General features: G+C 64.8%; 14 protein-coding genes. 13 read left to right on the forward strand and 1 reads right to left on the reverse strand.

Annotated features, from left to right (window positions below; all coding sequences use genetic code 11):
• Nucleotides 1-89: 89 nt before the first annotated feature.
• The 11 genes from DFR29_RS22310 to recO all read left to right on the forward strand — a co-directional run bounded on the left by DFR29_RS22310 (nt 90) and on the right by recO (nt 11,959).
• Nucleotides 90-578 carry a hypothetical protein gene (locus DFR29_RS22310; protein WP_133820849.1) on the forward strand — a complete coding sequence of 163 codons (489 nt, stop codon included), beginning with the start codon at nt 90-92 and terminating at the stop codon, nt 576-578.
• Nucleotides 578-3,187 (forward strand): two-component system response regulator, encoded by a 2,610-nt coding sequence (locus DFR29_RS22315; protein WP_133820850.1) that lies wholly within the window; start codon nt 578-580, stop codon nt 3,185-3,187. The genes DFR29_RS22310 and DFR29_RS22315 overlap by 1 nt, the downstream gene beginning before the upstream one ends.
• Before the next feature lie 266 nt (nt 3,188-3,453).
• Nucleotides 3,454-4,041, forward strand: a complete 588-nt coding sequence (gene rpoE / locus DFR29_RS22320; protein ID WP_133820851.1) for an RNA polymerase sigma factor RpoE — start codon at nt 3,454-3,456, stop codon at nt 4,039-4,041.
• 2 nt (nt 4,042-4,043) lie between these two features.
• Nucleotides 4,044-4,688 carry a sigma-E factor negative regulatory protein gene (locus tag DFR29_RS22325; RefSeq protein WP_133820852.1) on the forward strand — a complete coding sequence of 215 codons (645 nt, stop codon included), beginning with the start codon at nt 4,044-4,046 and terminating at the stop codon, nt 4,686-4,688.
• A gap of 239 nt (nt 4,689-4,927) precedes the next feature.
• Nucleotides 4,928-6,346: a DegQ family serine endoprotease gene (locus DFR29_RS22330; protein WP_243746147.1), complete on the forward strand. Its 1,419-nt coding sequence runs from the start codon at nt 4,928-4,930 to the stop codon at nt 6,344-6,346.
• Nucleotides 6,347-6,539: 193 nt separating this feature from the next.
• Entirely contained in the window at nt 6,540-8,330 is a 1,791-nt protein-coding gene (gene lepA, locus DFR29_RS22335; protein ID WP_133820854.1) for a translation elongation factor 4, read from the forward strand.
• A 65-nt stretch (nt 8,331-8,395) separates the two neighbouring features.
• Entirely contained in the window at nt 8,396-9,199 is an 804-nt protein-coding gene (gene lepB, locus DFR29_RS22340; protein WP_133820855.1) for a signal peptidase I, read from the forward strand.
• Nucleotides 9,200-9,212: 13 nt separating this feature from the next.
• A complete protein-coding gene (locus DFR29_RS22345) occupies nt 9,213-9,596 on the forward strand; it encodes a DUF4845 domain-containing protein (protein ID WP_133820856.1) in 384 nt (127 codons plus the stop codon).
• 66 nt (nt 9,597-9,662) lie between these two features.
• Nucleotides 9,663-10,331 (forward strand): ribonuclease III, encoded by a 669-nt coding sequence (gene rnc / locus DFR29_RS22350; protein WP_133820857.1) that lies wholly within the window; start codon nt 9,663-9,665, stop codon nt 10,329-10,331.
• On the forward strand, nt 10,321-11,235 hold the full coding sequence (gene era / locus DFR29_RS22355) for a GTPase Era (RefSeq protein ID WP_133820858.1): 915 nt from the start codon (nt 10,321-10,323) through the stop codon (nt 11,233-11,235). Before rnc ends, era begins: the two co-directional genes overlap by 11 nt.
• A gap of 10 nt (nt 11,236-11,245) precedes the next feature.
• Nucleotides 11,246-11,959 (forward strand): DNA repair protein RecO, encoded by a 714-nt coding sequence (recO, locus tag DFR29_RS22360; protein ID WP_133820859.1) that lies wholly within the window; start codon nt 11,246-11,248, stop codon nt 11,957-11,959.
• Nucleotides 11,960-12,074: 115 nt separating this feature from the next.
• Here recO and DFR29_RS22365 read toward each other — a convergent pair whose 3' ends face one another.
• Nucleotides 12,075-12,815, reverse strand: a complete 741-nt coding sequence (locus DFR29_RS22365) for a response regulator (protein WP_133820860.1) — start codon at nt 12,813-12,815, stop codon at nt 12,075-12,077.
• 62 nt (nt 12,816-12,877) lie between these two features.
• On the opposite strand from DFR29_RS22365, the gene DFR29_RS22370 reads away from it, so the two are divergent.
• Together DFR29_RS22370 and DFR29_RS22375 are read left to right on the forward strand one after the other, a co-directional pair.
• On the forward strand, nt 12,878-14,908 hold the full coding sequence (locus tag DFR29_RS22370; RefSeq protein ID WP_133820861.1) for a translocation/assembly module TamB domain-containing protein: 2,031 nt from the start codon (nt 12,878-12,880) through the stop codon (nt 14,906-14,908).
• A gap of 74 nt (nt 14,909-14,982) precedes the next feature.
• Nucleotides 14,983-15,573, forward strand: a complete 591-nt coding sequence (locus tag DFR29_RS22375; RefSeq protein WP_133820862.1) for a YdbL family probable chaperone protein — start codon at nt 14,983-14,985, stop codon at nt 15,571-15,573.
• Nucleotides 15,574-15,597: the final 24 nt, after the last annotated feature.

The raw sequence follows: 15,597 nt of genomic DNA on the forward strand, positions 1-15,597 counted from the left end.
GATGATGGGACGAGCGAGCTGCTTTCGACTCATTCGTTACAGGTCACTGGTGGTCGTGGAGTAGTCATGCAAGGGGCCAGCGGCAGCGCGTGAACCTGGATAACAGCGAAAGCCAACTCAGCTCCCGCCTGTTCGATCGCGTGCTCGCGTCGAAGCAGAACCTCGTCGCGGTCGAAACCGTCGACGTTGCCGACGTGATGGCGCAGTTCCGCCAGTTCGCGCTGCGCAGCGGGCAGTCCATCTACCAGTGGCAGGACGACCTGGGCATCAGCTCGCTGCGCGAAGGCGAAGTGCGCGTACCGGGCTCCAAGCGCATGGCAGACGCGCTGCGCTATATCCTGCAAAGCATGCATTTTGGAATTTATATCTTCACCGAGGCGGAAGGCCATCTGCGTCCGCCCAATACCGGCCTGTTGCGCCAGATCGGCCGTGCCCGCGGCGGCAACGAACGCAAGGTGGTCTTCATCGGGGCCAAGCTGAACATGCCGGAAAGCCTCGAGGAAGTGACCGAACACCTCAGCGTCGAGCGGATCATGCCGCAGCGGCCGCGCCTGCGTGACGGACGCTGGGTGATCTGATGGCGCGCGAGGAAAAAGGCCAAGGCTCGGTACTTATCGTCGCCACCAATCGTGACGACCGGCGCGTTCTGTTCGATACCCTGGACGGGCAGAACTTCGACGCGATCTACACCGCCAAGGATCTGCAGCAGGCGTTGGCTTTCCTCAACCAGGATCCGGACATCGACGTCGTCCTGATCGAGTTCGTCGGTGCGGCCAAGGAAGCGGTGGCTTTCTGCACGCAGATGAAAGGCGACGAGCGCCTGGCGCGTGTGCCGGTGATCGGCCTGCTGCCGCAGGAATCGGGCGAACGCCACTGGGACTGGGCGCGCATGCCGCCCGGCGTGATCGACTGGCTGCGTTCGCCGGTCGACGGTTCCGAGGCGCTGGCGCGCATCCGCCAGGCCTTGAGTGCCAGTCGCAGCAGCAACGGCGAAACCAGCACCAAGCCGGTGGCGGCCGATCGCTATCAGTTTGCCTTCGAAGGCAGCCTGGACGAGCTGATCATTTCCGATCCCAAGAGCGGCCGCATCACCGAGGTCAACCCGGTGTTCCTGCAGCGCTCGGGCCTGCCTCTGGCCCAGGTCGTCGACCAGCCGCTGGACATCATCAGCAAGAGCCATACGCGCGAGCAGCGGGTGGAGTTGACTGCGCGCCTGACCCGCGAAGGCAGCGTGCGCTACCGTTGCCAGAAACCGCGTGCCGACGGTGGCAGCTATCCGGTCGACGTGGTGACGCGGCTGGCCGTGCGCGCGGGCAAGCTGGTGCATTTCACCATCCTGCGCGACCTGGGCGAGCTGGGCCGGCTACAGCAGTCGCTGGGTCTGCTGGCCGAGGCGATCGAAGTGGGCGCCGGCGACGAAGGCGTCAAACAGGTCGTGCGCCTGCTGGTCGACTGGCTGGAACTCGATTACGTCACCCTGGTTTCGGCGCGGCAGGACCAGCCCAACGAAATTCAGCCGATCACCTTGTACCAGCGCGTCAGCATGCCCGGCGACGCACCCGATCCACTCAAGCAGCCCACCTTGCGCCAGGTGCTGGACGGCAGCAGCGTGATCCATCTGGCCGAGGCGTGGAAGCGGGTGGAGCAGGATTCCTTCCTCGGTTTCACGCGTTTCGAAGCTTTCGTCGGCCTGCCGCTGCGCGACGAGCGGCGCACCGTGCTTGGCGCTCTGCTGCTAGGCCGTCGTGCCGCGCTGCCTGAATCCACCACCATCGTCGATACCTTGCGCGTCGCTGCAGGCCGGCTGGCGCTGGAGCTGGAACTGCGCCGTTCCCGCGACCAGGGCAAGGCCAAGGCATTGCAGGATGCGCTGACCGGACTGCCCAACCGCCTGCTGTTCAACGATCGCCTGGAAACCACGATCAACGAAGCGCACCGCACCGGCGAAATGTTCGCCGTGCTGTTCGTCGACCTGGACCGCTTCAAGAACATCAACGATTCCCTGGGCCATGGCGTCGGCGACCAGGTACTGGACGCGGTTTCGCGTCGCCTGCGCGCCAGCGTGCGCGCGTCCGATACCGTAGCCCGCTACGCTGGCGACGAGTTCACCCTGATCCTGCGCCACATCGTGCAGCGCGACGACGTGATGCGCATCGCCGAGAAGATCGTCCGCGTCATGGAAGTGCCGCTAACCCTGGAGGACGGCTCCGAGCTGCATATCACCGCGTCCATCGGCATCAGCTTCTATCCCGACGACGCGACCACGGCCGAGCGCCTGCTCAAGCACGCCGACGTGGCCATGTACAGCGCCAAGGGCATGGGGCGCAACAACTTCCAGACCTATGTCGCCGTGCCGGAGGAATCGCACCAGCAGCGCATTGCCTTGGAAACCAAGCTGCGCGTGGCCGAACGCAACAACGAGCTGCGCGTCTATTACCAGCCCCAGGTCGATTCGCTGACCGAAGATATCGTCGGCATGGAAGCGTTGATCCGCTGGGAGCATCCGGAACTGGGCATGATCAGCCCCGGCTTCTTCATCCCCTTGGCTGAGGAGACCGGGCTTATCGTTTCCATCGGCGAATGGGTGCTGCGCGTGGCCTGCAACGATACCAAGCGCTGGCAGAACCGCTTCAACCTGCCGCTGCGGATCAGCGTCAATCTGTCGGCACTGCAGATCAAGCAGCCCAATCTGGTCGAGATCGTGCGCAATGTGATCGACGAGACGGGCATCGACCCCACCTTGCTCGACCTGGAAGTCACCGAAAGCATCAGCGTCAAGTCGATTCCGAACCTGATGGAAACACTGCAGGCCCTGCGTGACCTGGGCTGCCGCATTTCCATCGACGATTTCGGCACCGGTCAGTCCTCGCTCGACTACATCCGCCGTTTCCCGGCGGACAAGATCAAGATCGACCAAGTGTTCGTACGCAACATCGGCGTCGATCCCGACGACGAGGCGATCGTGCGCGCCACTATCAACATGGCGCACAGCCTCAAGCTCGGCGTAGTCGCCGAGGGCGTGGAGATCGAGGAGCATTTCAATTTCCTGCGCGACCATGGCTGCGAGGAGCTGCAGGGCTATCTGTTCTGCCGGCCGCTGGCGCCGGTCAGTTTCGAGAACATGCTGGCCGAGCGGGAGCGCCTGTTCGGCGCCGGTAGCGGCAGCGTGGAAATTACGGCACGCTGAGTCCGCTTGCGCGGCAGCCTCGGCAGTAAGTGCAAGACCTGAAGTTGAAGTCGGTTGGAACTTCCGCGCAAAACCCGTGGTCTTGAATGCGCCTGGCGCTGGCCGGGATCACGGTGGCACGACGCGGAGTACAGGACGTGGAAGCAGTGATGGGATTGGGATCGAATTTGTTGGTCTGGGGACGCGAGCGTGATGCCGCCCCGCGGCGCGACGCGCCGCGGCCGGTGCAGGAGGCGGCGCCGGCAAGTGCAGGGAGTACGGCCCGGATGGGCGACGAAGTTTCCGACAATCTGCTGGTGGAGCGCGTGCAGAAGGGCGACAAGCGCGCCTTCGATCTGCTCGTGCGCCGTTACCAGCACAAGGTAATCAGTGTCATCTCGCGTTATGTGTCCGACTGGTCCGAATGCCAGGACGTCGCCCAGGAAGCCTTTATCCGTGCCTATCGCGCCATCGGTGCGTTCCGCGGCGACAGCGCCTTCTATACCTGGGTCTACCGTATCGCGATCAACACCGCCAAGAACTACCTGGTTTCCCAGGGCCGCCGCCCCCCCACCGACGACATCGCTGTCGATGATGCGGTACAGCTGGACTCCGGCATCCGCCTCAAAGACAGCGCCACGCCCGAACGCGAACTGCTGCGCCAGGAAATCGAACGGACCGTGTTCGCCACGGTCGAACAGCTGCCCGACGAACTGCGCAAGGCGATCACCTTGCGCGAAGTCGATGGGCTCTCCTACGAGGAGATCGCCGAGCAGATGCAATGTCCCATCGGCACGGTGCGTTCCCGCATCTTCCGCGCCCGCGAGGCGATAGATACGCAGTTGCGTCCGCTGCTTGCGGACAGTGAGGTCTGAGCATGAGCACTGACATCAAAGAACAGCTTTCCGCGTTGATGGACGGCGAAATCGAGCGCGATGCGGCTCGTTTCGCCCTGCGCAGCGCTGCCGGCGAGCGGGCATTGGCCGCAAGCTGGTCGCGCTATCACGTAGCCCGCGACTGCCTCAAAGGTCAGCCGGTATTGCTGGCCGATGCAGGTTTTGCCTCGGCGATCATGGCCCGCATCGATGCCGAGGATGCAGCCGGCCAGGGCCGCGGCGGCGGTAGCCGCTGGATGCGCTATCTTTCCGGCGGTGCGGTAGCGGCGGCCGTGGCTGTGGTGGCGCTGATCGCATCGGCGCCGGAAAGCGAAACCGGACCGAACCGTGCCGTTGGCAGTGGCGTTACCGTTGCCGCTTCGCCCCGCACGCCCCTCTTCAATGACAGCCTGGTGCGATCGGGCGGCCCGCAACTGGCCCAGCCGGCCTCGGCCACCGTAGGCGGCGATACGTTCTTCGCTCCTGCCTACGATCTGCGCTCGCAGCCGTCCAACAACTGGCGCCCTGTAGACCCGGCGCAGGCTCAGGCCGCGATGCGTAGCCCGAATGCGCCGTATGTGCTGCTGCTCGTGCCGATGCAGTCAGCCGTGCCGGCCGACAAGAGTGGCCAGCCGCGCCTGCAGTAACTCGCCAGATCGCTGTATTCCCATCGCGCCGCAGTGGTCCAGCCCCTGCGGCGCGATGTTGCGTTCGCGCTTGAATCCCGTCGTCGCGGCGCCAGATGAACCGCCAGCAACGCAACCTGCAGGCAAGGAACTTTGCCGTCGCGGCATTCTCCAATGCGCCGTCCGGGCTTACCCGGGAACGCCTGGCAGACAGGCTACCATTCCAAAAATCAGCAAAGGCAAATCGTATGCAAAAGAGCATGATGAAGTCTTTCGTGCTGTCGCTGCTGTTGTTGGCGGCGGCATCGGCGCAGGCCTACGACCTTCCGGATTTCACTCCTCTGGTCGACAAGAACGGTCCCGCCGTGGTGAACGTGCAGGCGCGGCAGAACCCCAACGAAAGCGCCAATGCCGACCGCGACGATGGAGCCGACGACGAGCAGGTGCCCGAGATCTTCCGCCGCTTCTTCGGTCCCGGCGGTCCTGGCAATCCGGGCGGTCCGCGCGGCGGCCGTCCCGGCGGCACCTCGCTGGGCTCGGGGTTCATCATTTCCACCGATGGCTACATCCTGACCAATAACCACGTGGTCGATGGTGCCGACAGCGTGACGGTGCGTTTGTCCGATCGGCGCGAGCTTGACGCCAAGGTTGTCGGTACCGACGCGCAATACGACATTGCCCTGCTCAAGGTTTCGGCCAGCGATCTGCCGGCCGTGACCATCGGCGACTCCAAGAAACTCAAGGCCGGCCAATGGGTGCTGGCAATCGGCTCGCCGTTCGGCTTCGATCATTCCGTCACTGCCGGTATCGTCAGTGCCGTCAGCCGCAGCTTCGGCGGTCGCGACCAGCAATACGTACCCTTCATCCAGACCGACGTGGCGATCAACCGCGGCAACTCCGGCGGCCCGCTGTTCAACCTCAACGGCGAAGTCGTCGGCATCAATTCGCAGATCCTGTCCAATACCGGCGGCTTCATGGGCGTGTCCTTCGCCATTCCCATCGACACCGCCATGAGCGCGGTCAAGCAGATCAAGGACAAGGGCTTCGTCTCGCGCGGCATGATCGGCGTGCAGATCCAGGACGTGAACCGCGAATTGGCACAAAGCCTGGGCCTGCCGCGCACCGGCGGCGCGCTGGTCAACGCCATCACCGGCGGCAGCGCAGCGGAGAAGGCTGGGGTGAAAGTCGGCGACGTCATCCTCGGCTTCGGTGGTGTGGACGTGGTGCATTCGTCGGACCTGCCGCCGTTGGTCGGCGCCACCGCGCCCAACAGCAAGGTCGACCTGAGCCTGTTTCGCGATGGCAAAACCCTGACCGTGCCGGTGACTGTCGGCGAAGCCAGCCGCGACGCTACCGCCCAGGCGGCCGGCGGCGGCGAAGCGCCGACGACCAATCCGTTGGGCATGGTGGTCGACGACCTCACGGCGGAACAGCGCCAGCAGCTGGGCATCAAGGAAGAAGGTGTCGTGGTTACCCGCATCACCGGCGTGCCGGCGCGGCGCGCGGCGCTGCAGCCGGGCGACATCGTGCTGATGGTCGGCAAGCAAAAGGTGAAGACCGCGGCAGAGTTCAACACCGCCGTAAAGGGCGTGCAGCCCGGCGAGTCGGTCATGCTGCTGGTGCGGCGCCAGGACGCCAGCCTGTTCGTGGCCGTCAGCGTGCCGAAGAAAACCGGCTGACCCCGTCCTGGCCGGGCCGCAGGGCTTTGGCCTCGACAGGCGAACGCAAGACAGGACGGCGGAGCCCGCGGCTCCGCCGTCTGCATTTGCAGCCGCTCGATGCGCGATTCGGCGGGGGACGCGGCTTCGTGCGATAATGGCCGCTTTGCCGTCGCGCTACCTGTGCGACCGCTCCTCGCTCTGCGGCACCCCGATGGACCATATCCGAAACTTTTCGATCATTGCCCACGTCGACCACGGCAAATCCACCCTGGCCGATCGCATCATCCAGCTCTGCGGCGGCCTGGAAGCCCGTGAAATGGAAGCCCAGGTACTGGACTCCAATCCCATCGAACGCGAGCGCGGCATCACCATCAAGGCCCAGTCCGTCTCCTTGCCCTACACGGCCAAGAACGGCAAGACCTACCTGCTGAATTTCATCGATACCCCGGGCCACGTCGACTTCAGCTATGAAGTCAGCCGCTCGCTCGCCGCCTGCGAAGGGGCGCTGCTGGTCGTGGATGCGGCCCAGGGCGTCGAGGCCCAGTCCGTCGCCAACTGCTACACCGCGGTGGAGCAGGGGCTGGAAGTCATTCCGGTCATCAACAAGATCGACCTGCCAACGGCCGATATCGAACGCGCCAAGAGCGAGATCGAGGCAGTCATCGGCATCCACGCCGACGATGCCATTCCGATCAGCGCCAAGACCGGCCTGAACGTCGTGGACGTGCTCGAAGCCATCGTGGCGCGTATTCCACCACCCAAGCCGCGCAATACCACCAAGCTGCAGGCGCTGATCATCGACTCCTGGTTCGACAACTATCTCGGTGTCGTGTCGCTGGTGCGCGTGATGCAGGGACAGATCAAACCCAGGGACAAGATCCTGGTCATGTCCACTGGCCGCTGGCATGAAGTCGACCAGGTTGGCGTGTTCACGCCCAAGCGCAAGGTCAAGGACAAGCTGGATGCAGGCGAGGTGGGCTGGATCACCGCGTCGATCAAGGACGTGCACGGTGCGCCCGTAGGCGACACCCTGACCCTCAACGCCGACCCGGCGCCTTCACCGCTGCCGGGCTTCCAGAAGATGCAGTCGCGCGTGTTCGCCGGCATGTTCCCGACCGCTGCGGACGATTTCCCTGCCCTGCGCGAAGCGCTGGACAAGCTCAAGCTCAACGACGCGGCGCTGAATTTCGAGCCGGAAAGCTCCGAGGCGATGGGCTTCGGCTTCCGTTGTGGCTTCCTCGGCCTGTTGCACATGGACATCATCCAGGAGCGCCTCGAGCGCGAATACGACCTGGACCTGATCACCACCGCACCGACCGTGGTCTACGAGGTGCTGCAAACCGATGGCACGGTACTTTTGCTGGACAATCCGGCCAAACTGCCGCCAGTGCAGAACATCGAAGAGGTGCGCGAACCCATCATCATCGCCGACATCCTCACGCCGCCGGACTACATCGGCAACGTGATCGGCCTGTGCGAAGAAAAGCGCGGCATCCAGCGCAGCATCAACTACGTCTCGACCCAGGTACGCATCAGCTACGAGCTGCCGCTGGCCGAGGTGGTGCTGGATTTCTTCGACAAGCTCAAGTCGGTTTCCCGCGGCTATGCCTCGATGGACTATCACTTCCATGAGTTCCGCGTCGGACCGTTCGCGCGGCTGGATGTGCTGATCAACGGCGATCGCGTCGATGCGCTCAGCCTGATCGTGCATCGCGCCGCCGCCGACCGGCGTGGGCGCGACCTGACCGAAAAGATGAAGGAGCTGATCCCGCGGCAGCAGTTCGACGTGGCGATCCAGGCAGCTGTCGGTTCGCAGATCATCGCGCGTTCGACGGTCAAGGCCCTGCGCAAGAACGTGCTGGCCAAGTGCTACGGCGGCGACGTATCGCGCAAACGCAAACTTCTGGAAAAGCAGAAAGAAGGCAAAAAGCGCATGAAACAGGTCGGCAGCGTGGAAATTCCACAGGAAGCCTTCCTGGCCGTACTGCAGATGGACAAGTGAGCGCGAGCATAGGCGTCGCGCATCGCTTCAACCGATTGCAACACCAACGAGCCTGAGGAACGGGAATGCATTTCGACTTTGCCGCCATCCTGGTCGCGCTGACTTTCGCGACCGGTGTGATCTGGGCCATAGATCACTGGTTCTTCGCCAAGCAGCGAGCTGCCCAGACGCCGCCCGGCGAAGCGCCGCGCGAGCCGGTATTGGTGGAATATTCGCGCTCGTTCTTCCCGGTCATCCTGATCGTGCTGCTGTTTCGCTCTTTCCTGGCCGAACCGTTCCGCATTCCGTCGGGCTCGATGATGCCGACCCTGCTGGTGGGCGACTTCATCCTGGTGAACAAGTTCGCCTACGGCATCCGCCTGCCCGTGCTGGACAAAAAGATCATCGAAGTCGGCGAGCCGGAACGCGGCGACGTGGTCGTATTCCGCTTTCCCAAGGATCCTTCGCAGGACTACATCAAGCGGGTGATCGGCAAACCGGGCGACGAAGTCACTTATCGTGACAAAAAACTGTATGTCAACGGCAAAGAAATGCCACAGGCGACCGACGGACTCTATGCCGGAACCGATACAGAGTCGCGCGAACTCGTTCGCCGCGGCGCTGAATCCCTTGTCGAACAGCTAGATAGCGTGTCGCACAAGATTATCGCCGTGCCCGGTGACCAAGTTGGGCCGGACTTTACGATATCGGTCCCCGCCGGGCATTATTTCGTCATGGGGGACAATCGTGATCGCAGTTCCGACAGCCGCGTCTGGGGCTTCGTGCCCGAGCAGAATCTTGTCGGCAAAGCGTTCGTGATCTGGATGAGTTGGCGCGGACTGAGCAACGGAGTCATCGAGTTCAGCCGTCTGGGCACCTTGATCAAATAGGAGAGGCGGGGACATGAAGCAGTCGCAGCGGGGTCTCACCCTGATCGGATTCGTCGTGGTGCTGTGCGTCGTGGGCTTCTTCGCCTATTGCGCCATGAAACTGGTGCCGGTCTATTCCGAGTACATGGGCGTGGTCAAATCGATGGAGCAGCTGGCCAAGGAGCCTGGCATCGGCAGTCGCGACGTCAGCGAGATCCGCGCCACGCTCGGCCTCAAGTTCAATGTGCAATACGTCGACGACACTACCATTCCGCCGGCCAATATCCAGGTCAAGAAGACTGGTGGCGCAACCAGCGTGCGCGTGTTCTACGACAAGCGGGTCAAGTTCATTTCCAATATCGACCTGCTGGTCAGTTTCGACAAGACGGTCAATCTCGGTACCGGTGCCGGCGAATGATGAGCTGCGGTCCGGCGTTTGCAGCGCAGCCGCTGCTGCTTGCGCCGGACTGGACGTAATCCGCGCTTGTCCAAACTTAGCTTTCCCCACACTTTCCGCGATGCGGGCCTGTATCAGCAGGCGCTGACCCATCGCAGCGCCGGACGGCCGAACAACGAGCGCCTGGAGTTCCTCGGCGACTCGCTGGTCGGCATGCTGGTCGCCGAACTTCTGTTCGAAATCCATCCGCGCGCGGACGAAGGCCAGTTGACACGCATGCGTGCGCAACTGGTTAGCGGCGCAGCCCTGGCCGAGGTTGCGCGTGCCTTGGACCTCGGCGAGGCATTGCGCCTGGGCATGGGCGAACTCAAGAGCGGTGGCCATCGACGCGAGTCCATTCTTGCCGATGCGCTGGAAGCGCTGATCGCGGCGGTATACCTCGATGCAGGCTGGGACGCCTGCCGTAGCTGCGTACGTACCCTTTTTGCCGAGCGCGCGGCACAATTGCGCGCCCCCGAGAAAGACGCCAAGACCCGCCTGCAGGAGCTGTTGCAGGGGCGCGGGCTGAGCCTGCCGGTCTACGAGCTGGTCAGCAGCAGCGGCGACGACCACGCCAAGGTGTTCGATATCGCCTGCATCATCGACAATCCGCCATTGCGCCTCCCCGGGCGTGGCTCCAGCCGGCGTGCGGCAGAACAACAAGCCGCCGAATCGGCCCTGCAACAGATCAAGGAATTGTTCTCGAATGAACGTTGAAACTGCCCCGGACACAGCGCACCGCTGCGGCCTGGTTGCCTTGCTCGGACGTCCCAACGTGGGCAAGTCGACCCTGCAGAATGCCCTGGTCGGTTTCCGCGTCAGTATCGTCAGCCCCAAACCCCAGACAACGCGGCACCGCATTCTCGGCATCGCCACGAAACCGGGCGTGCAGATCCTGTTCGTCGATACGCCGGGCATGCACGCCGATGCCAAGCGCGCCATCAACCGCCAGCTCAACCGCGCTGCGCGCGGTGCCATCGACGAAGTCGACGTGCTGATTCACGTCATCGAAGCCGGGCGCTGGAACGACGAAGACGAACGCGTCTGGCAGGCACTCAAGGCGGCGGGCAAGCCCGTGCTGCTGGCCATGAACAAGGTCGATGCGATCAAGAACCGCGAACTGCTGCTGCCTTTCATCGCCAGCGTCACGCAGGATCGCGACTACGCGGCAGTACTGCTGGTTTCGGCGCGCCGCTCCGATGGACTGCAACAGCTGGAGCGCGAGATCGTTTCGCGCCTGCCCGAGGCGCCACCGGTCTACGGCGAAGACGAAATCACCGACCGCAGCGAGCGTTTCCTCGCAGCGGAACTGGTGCGCGAACAATTGATGCGTCAGCTTGGGCAGGAGTTGCCGTATTCCTGCACGGTGGAAATCGAACAATTCGGCGACCGCGAGGACGGCGTCGCCGAAATTGGTGCGGTGATCTGGGTAGAGCGCACCGGGCAGAAGGCGATCGTGATCGGCGCTGCGGGTTCGCGCCTGAAGGAAGTCGGCACCGCAGCGCGGCTGGCGATGGAGCGATTGTTCGAGCGGCGCGTATTCCTCAAGCTCTGGGTGCGCGTGCGCGAAAACTGGTCGGACGACGAAGCCGCGCTGAAGCGTTTCGGCTACGAGGGCTGAGGCGGCGCCGATGCGCGTCGAAGACGAGCCTGGCTGGTTATTGCACGCGCGACCCTATCGCGAAACCAGCCTGCTGCTCGAAGGCCTCAGCCGCGAGCATGGCCGCATCGGCCTGGTGGCACGCGGTGCACGGCGGGAAAAAACACGCCAGCCGCGTGCCTTGCTGCAGCCGCTGGTGCCGCTGAGCCTGGCCTGGAGCGGCCACGGCGAGCTGGTTGCCCTGACTGCTGTCGAAGCGCGCGGGCAGCCGCCGTTGCTGCAAGGCACTGCCTTGCTCTGCGCGATGTACGTGAACGAACTGACCCTGCGCCTGTCGCCGCGCCACGACGCGATACCGGAGGTGTTCGACGCGTACGAATTGGCCCTGCAGCGCCTGGCCGATCACCCCGAATGCGCCTGGACCCTGCGCCGCTACGAGCGCGACCTGCTGGCCGAGACCGGCTATGGCCTGGTCTGCGACAGCGAGGCTGACAGGGGCGAGCCGATCGATCCGGCGCAGGATTACATCTATATCCCCGAACACGGTGCCGTCGTCTATGCCGGCCAGGCCAACGTATTGCGCCTGCGCGGCAGCGCCTTGCTCGCCCTGGCCGCTGATGCCATGCCGGACAGCGAAGACTTGGCCAGCCTGCGCCGCCTGATGCGGGCGTTGATTGGCCACCAGCTCGGCGGCGGCAGCTTGCGTTCCTGGAGCATGCTGGCGGGCAACCTGCCGGCCCGTTGAGGTCCGCTCGCATGCGCACTCGATGCGTTCCGCAGCGTTGCGCGATACCAGGCCATGGTGGTTCGTTGCCGCTGCGCTGCGATAACCAAACGGCACTGTAATCGCAGTGCTCAGCTCAAGCGGCAGGCCCATCTTCCAGCACGCCCAATGTGGCCGCAGTCACTTCGCGCAATTCGCGCAGATGCTCGGCGGTCAGCGCAGCATCGCGGTCGATCTGCTTGCGCAGATCGCGAATCGCGCGCTCCAGTCGTGCCGCGCCGCAGAAACCAGCTGAGGCGAGCAGGCGATGCAGGCGTTCGCGCAGCTGGCCGGCGCGGTCTGCTGCGGCGAGGCCGTCGTCCAGTTCGGCCGGCAAGGCCAGCAGCTCAAGCGCAAACAGGCGCCGCAATGCCTGGACTGTCTCCCGGGTGCCGAGCCGGGCAATGGCTGCGTCGTCATCGAGCAGCGGCAGCGCCGCATACTCTTCCAGGTCTTCGGCAAGCATGCCGTGGAAGCTGTGCCAGCCCTGCAGGGCGCGCTCCAGCGTGGCAAGGTCGAGCGGCTTGGCGAGTACCGCGGCAAAGCCGTCGGCGATCAGTTGCCGGGCCAGCGCCGGGCCGGTCTCCGCGGTCGTGGCCAGGGCCGGACTGTGCTGACAGCGCGCCTGGCTGTCGCCGCGCAGTTGCCGCAGTACGGCCTTGCCGTCCAGTCCTGGCATCTGCAGGTCAAGCAGCAGCAGGTCGAAATGCTCCCGGCGAGCCAGTGCCAGCGCAGCGGTGCCGTCGCTGGCAACGGCGCTTCGATGGCCAAGCTGGCGCACGGCTTCGGCCAGGAATTGCAGGGTCACGGGGTTGTCGTCGGCGAGCAGCAGATACATGACTCTTTCCTGTTCAGGCGCTCGTGGCCACAATCGGCGCGCTCTTTACCGCCTGGCTGCGCATGCTCCCGATTATCCGTGTTGCCGCTCTTGCCGCCATCGCTGCCTGCTCGCCTGCTGCAGCAACAGGGATCGGCGCCAGCATAGCCAAACTGCAGGCCGAGGGGATTGTTGTACAAGGCATCCAGATAAACGTCAGTCCGGTACTGCCGGAGGCAGCGCCCGCTGCGGCCCAGTTCGATCTGTCGGTGGCGAATCTGGACTGGCCCCAGGCCGGTCTGGCCTTGCAGCAATTGCGCGCGAGATGTCCTTTGCGGGCAGAACAGGGCAGCTGGCACTGCAGCGGCCAGGCCGAAGTTCGCAACAGCGCCGACGCGGCTGGCGTCGCACCGCTGCAGGCCGCGTTTTCCGCCAGCTTGGAGCAAGGCCAGCTGCAGCTGGAACTCAACCGTGCTCCGGCGCGCCTGAGTCTGCGCCAGGGCGGCAGCGCCGACGAGACGCACTGGCAGATCCAGCTGCGTCACCTGCCTCTGAACTGGCTGGACCGCTGGCTGCGCGATGCCTGGCCAGCGCTGAGCAAGATCGACGGCCAGCTCGCCGCCGATGCGCGCTGGCCGGCGGCCGGGCAGCGGCAGCAGATCGACTACAGCGTGCGTGACGGCGGTTTCGATACGGCCGACGGCCTGCATGCTGCCGCTCATGTGAGCCTCGCCGGCAAGCTGGGCCTGCAGACCTCGTCTGGCGGCTGGGCGCTGTCGCACCAGGGCCAGATCAGTGGCGGCGAAGTATTGTCCGGGGCGTTCCACGCCAAACTGGCCGAGCAGGGCACACGCCTGGATTTCCAGCTCGCCGCCGACGCCAGCGATGGATACCGGCTCAACGGACTCACCTTCGACGACCCTGGCGTGCTGCGCCTGAAAGCCTCGGCGCGCGTTGCGCCGGCACAGGCACCGGCATTGCGCGAACTGGTCGTCGATACCCTCGAATTGAGCCTGCCGGCAGCGCAGCAGCGCTATCTTGCCGGCCTGCTCGGGGCGGCGGGCTGGCAGGGCCTGGATAGCAGCGGCCGCCTCGTCGCAAGTGCGCGCCTGGACGAACAGGGCATAGCCACTGCCGCCTTGCAGCTGGACGCGCTCGATATGGCCGACAGCAGCCGCGGCATCGGCGTGAAGAATCTTGCCGGCGCATTGCATTGGCAGCGCGAGGGCGAAGCTGCTGCCGGCAGCCTGGCCTGGCAGTCCGCCAGCCTGTATTCGCTGCCACTGGGGCCCAGCCAGACGCGCTGGCAAAGCCGCGACGGCGCGCTGAGCTTGCTGGCGCCGGTGAAAGTGTCCGTGCTCGGCGGTGCGCTGGAATTGCTCAGCATGGCCGTGCATCCGGCCGCGGCCAGCGGCGAGCGGGTACAGGCCAGCCTGGCTGTGCACGATGTGGAACTGGCCGCGCTGAGCCAGGCCCTGGGCTGGCCGCGCTTCGGCGGCAAGCTCGGCGGCGCAGTGCCGCAGCTGCGCTATGCGGACGAAAAACTGGAAATGGCGGGTGGACTGATGCTCAACGTATTCGACGGCACCTTGAACGTGACCGGCCTGGCGCTGGAGCGCCCGTTCGGCGTATTGCCGTCGCTGAGCGCCGATATCGCCTTCAGCAACCTCGACCTGAGCCTGGTCACCGGCACCTTCGATATCGGCGATATTTCCGGCCGGCTGTCCGGCCATGTGCGCGAGCTGCGCCTGCTCGACTGGCAGCCGGTGGCCTTCGATGCGCAACTGGAAGCACTGGCCGGCGGCCGCATCAGCCAGCGCGCGGTCACGACCATTTCCTCAGTCGGCGGCGGCGGTATTGCCGCTGGCCTGCAGGCGCGCGTGCTGGGTCTGTTCGACACGTTCGGCTATGCGCGCCTGGGCATTGGCTGCCGCCTGCGCAACGCCGTGTGCAAGATGCGCGGCCTGGATGCGGACGGCGCGCACTACACACTGGTCGAGGGGCGCGGCCTGCCGCGTATCCAGATCGTCGGGCATCAGGGCGACGTGGACTGGTCGGTACTGGTCGACCGGCTCAAGGCCGCTGCCAGCGGCACCAAGCCTGTGATCAACTGAGCCGCGCCGAAAACTACGCCGTTTCATTCACCCTTGACTGCGTCACCCCCGCAATACCCACAGGAGATTCCGCGATGCGTCACTTCCGCATGATGTTGCTCGGCCTGTCACTGGCCTTGTTAGGTGCCTGCGTCACCATCAACGTGTATTTCCCGGCGGCGGCAGCGGAGAAGGCAGCCGAGCAGTTCATCGGCACCGTCATCGGCCCGGCCTCCGGCGGGCCGGACATCAAGCCTGCGGACGACAGCGGCGCGCGTCCGCCGCAGGCCAGCCTGCTCGACTTCTTCATCGGCTCGGCCCAGGCGGCCGAACCCGATCTGAATATCCAGACGCCAGCCCTGCGCGAAATCCAGGCGCGCATGAAGCAGCGCTTCGACAGCGTGCTGACCAGGGCCCTGGGCGCTGGCAGCGTCGGTCTGGCCAAGGACGGCCTGGTCGCGATCCGCGACGCCGCGGCCGTGCCGCTGGCCGAGCGCGCCGCGCTGAACCAGGCGGTGGCCGAGGAAAACCGCGACCGTAAGGCGGTCTATCGGGAAATCGCCAATGCCAATGGCCATCCCGAATGGGAGGCGCAGATTCAGAGCACCTTCGCCGCCCAATGGATCCAGCAGGCACGCCCCGGCTGGTATCATCAGGACGCCACGGGCGCCTGGAAACAACGCTGACGCGCCCGCTAGCCCTCAAACTGA

The organism is Tahibacter aquaticus, from assembly GCF_004363655.1.
Taxonomy (GTDB): domain Bacteria; phylum Pseudomonadota; class Gammaproteobacteria; order Xanthomonadales; family Rhodanobacteraceae; genus Tahibacter; species Tahibacter aquaticus.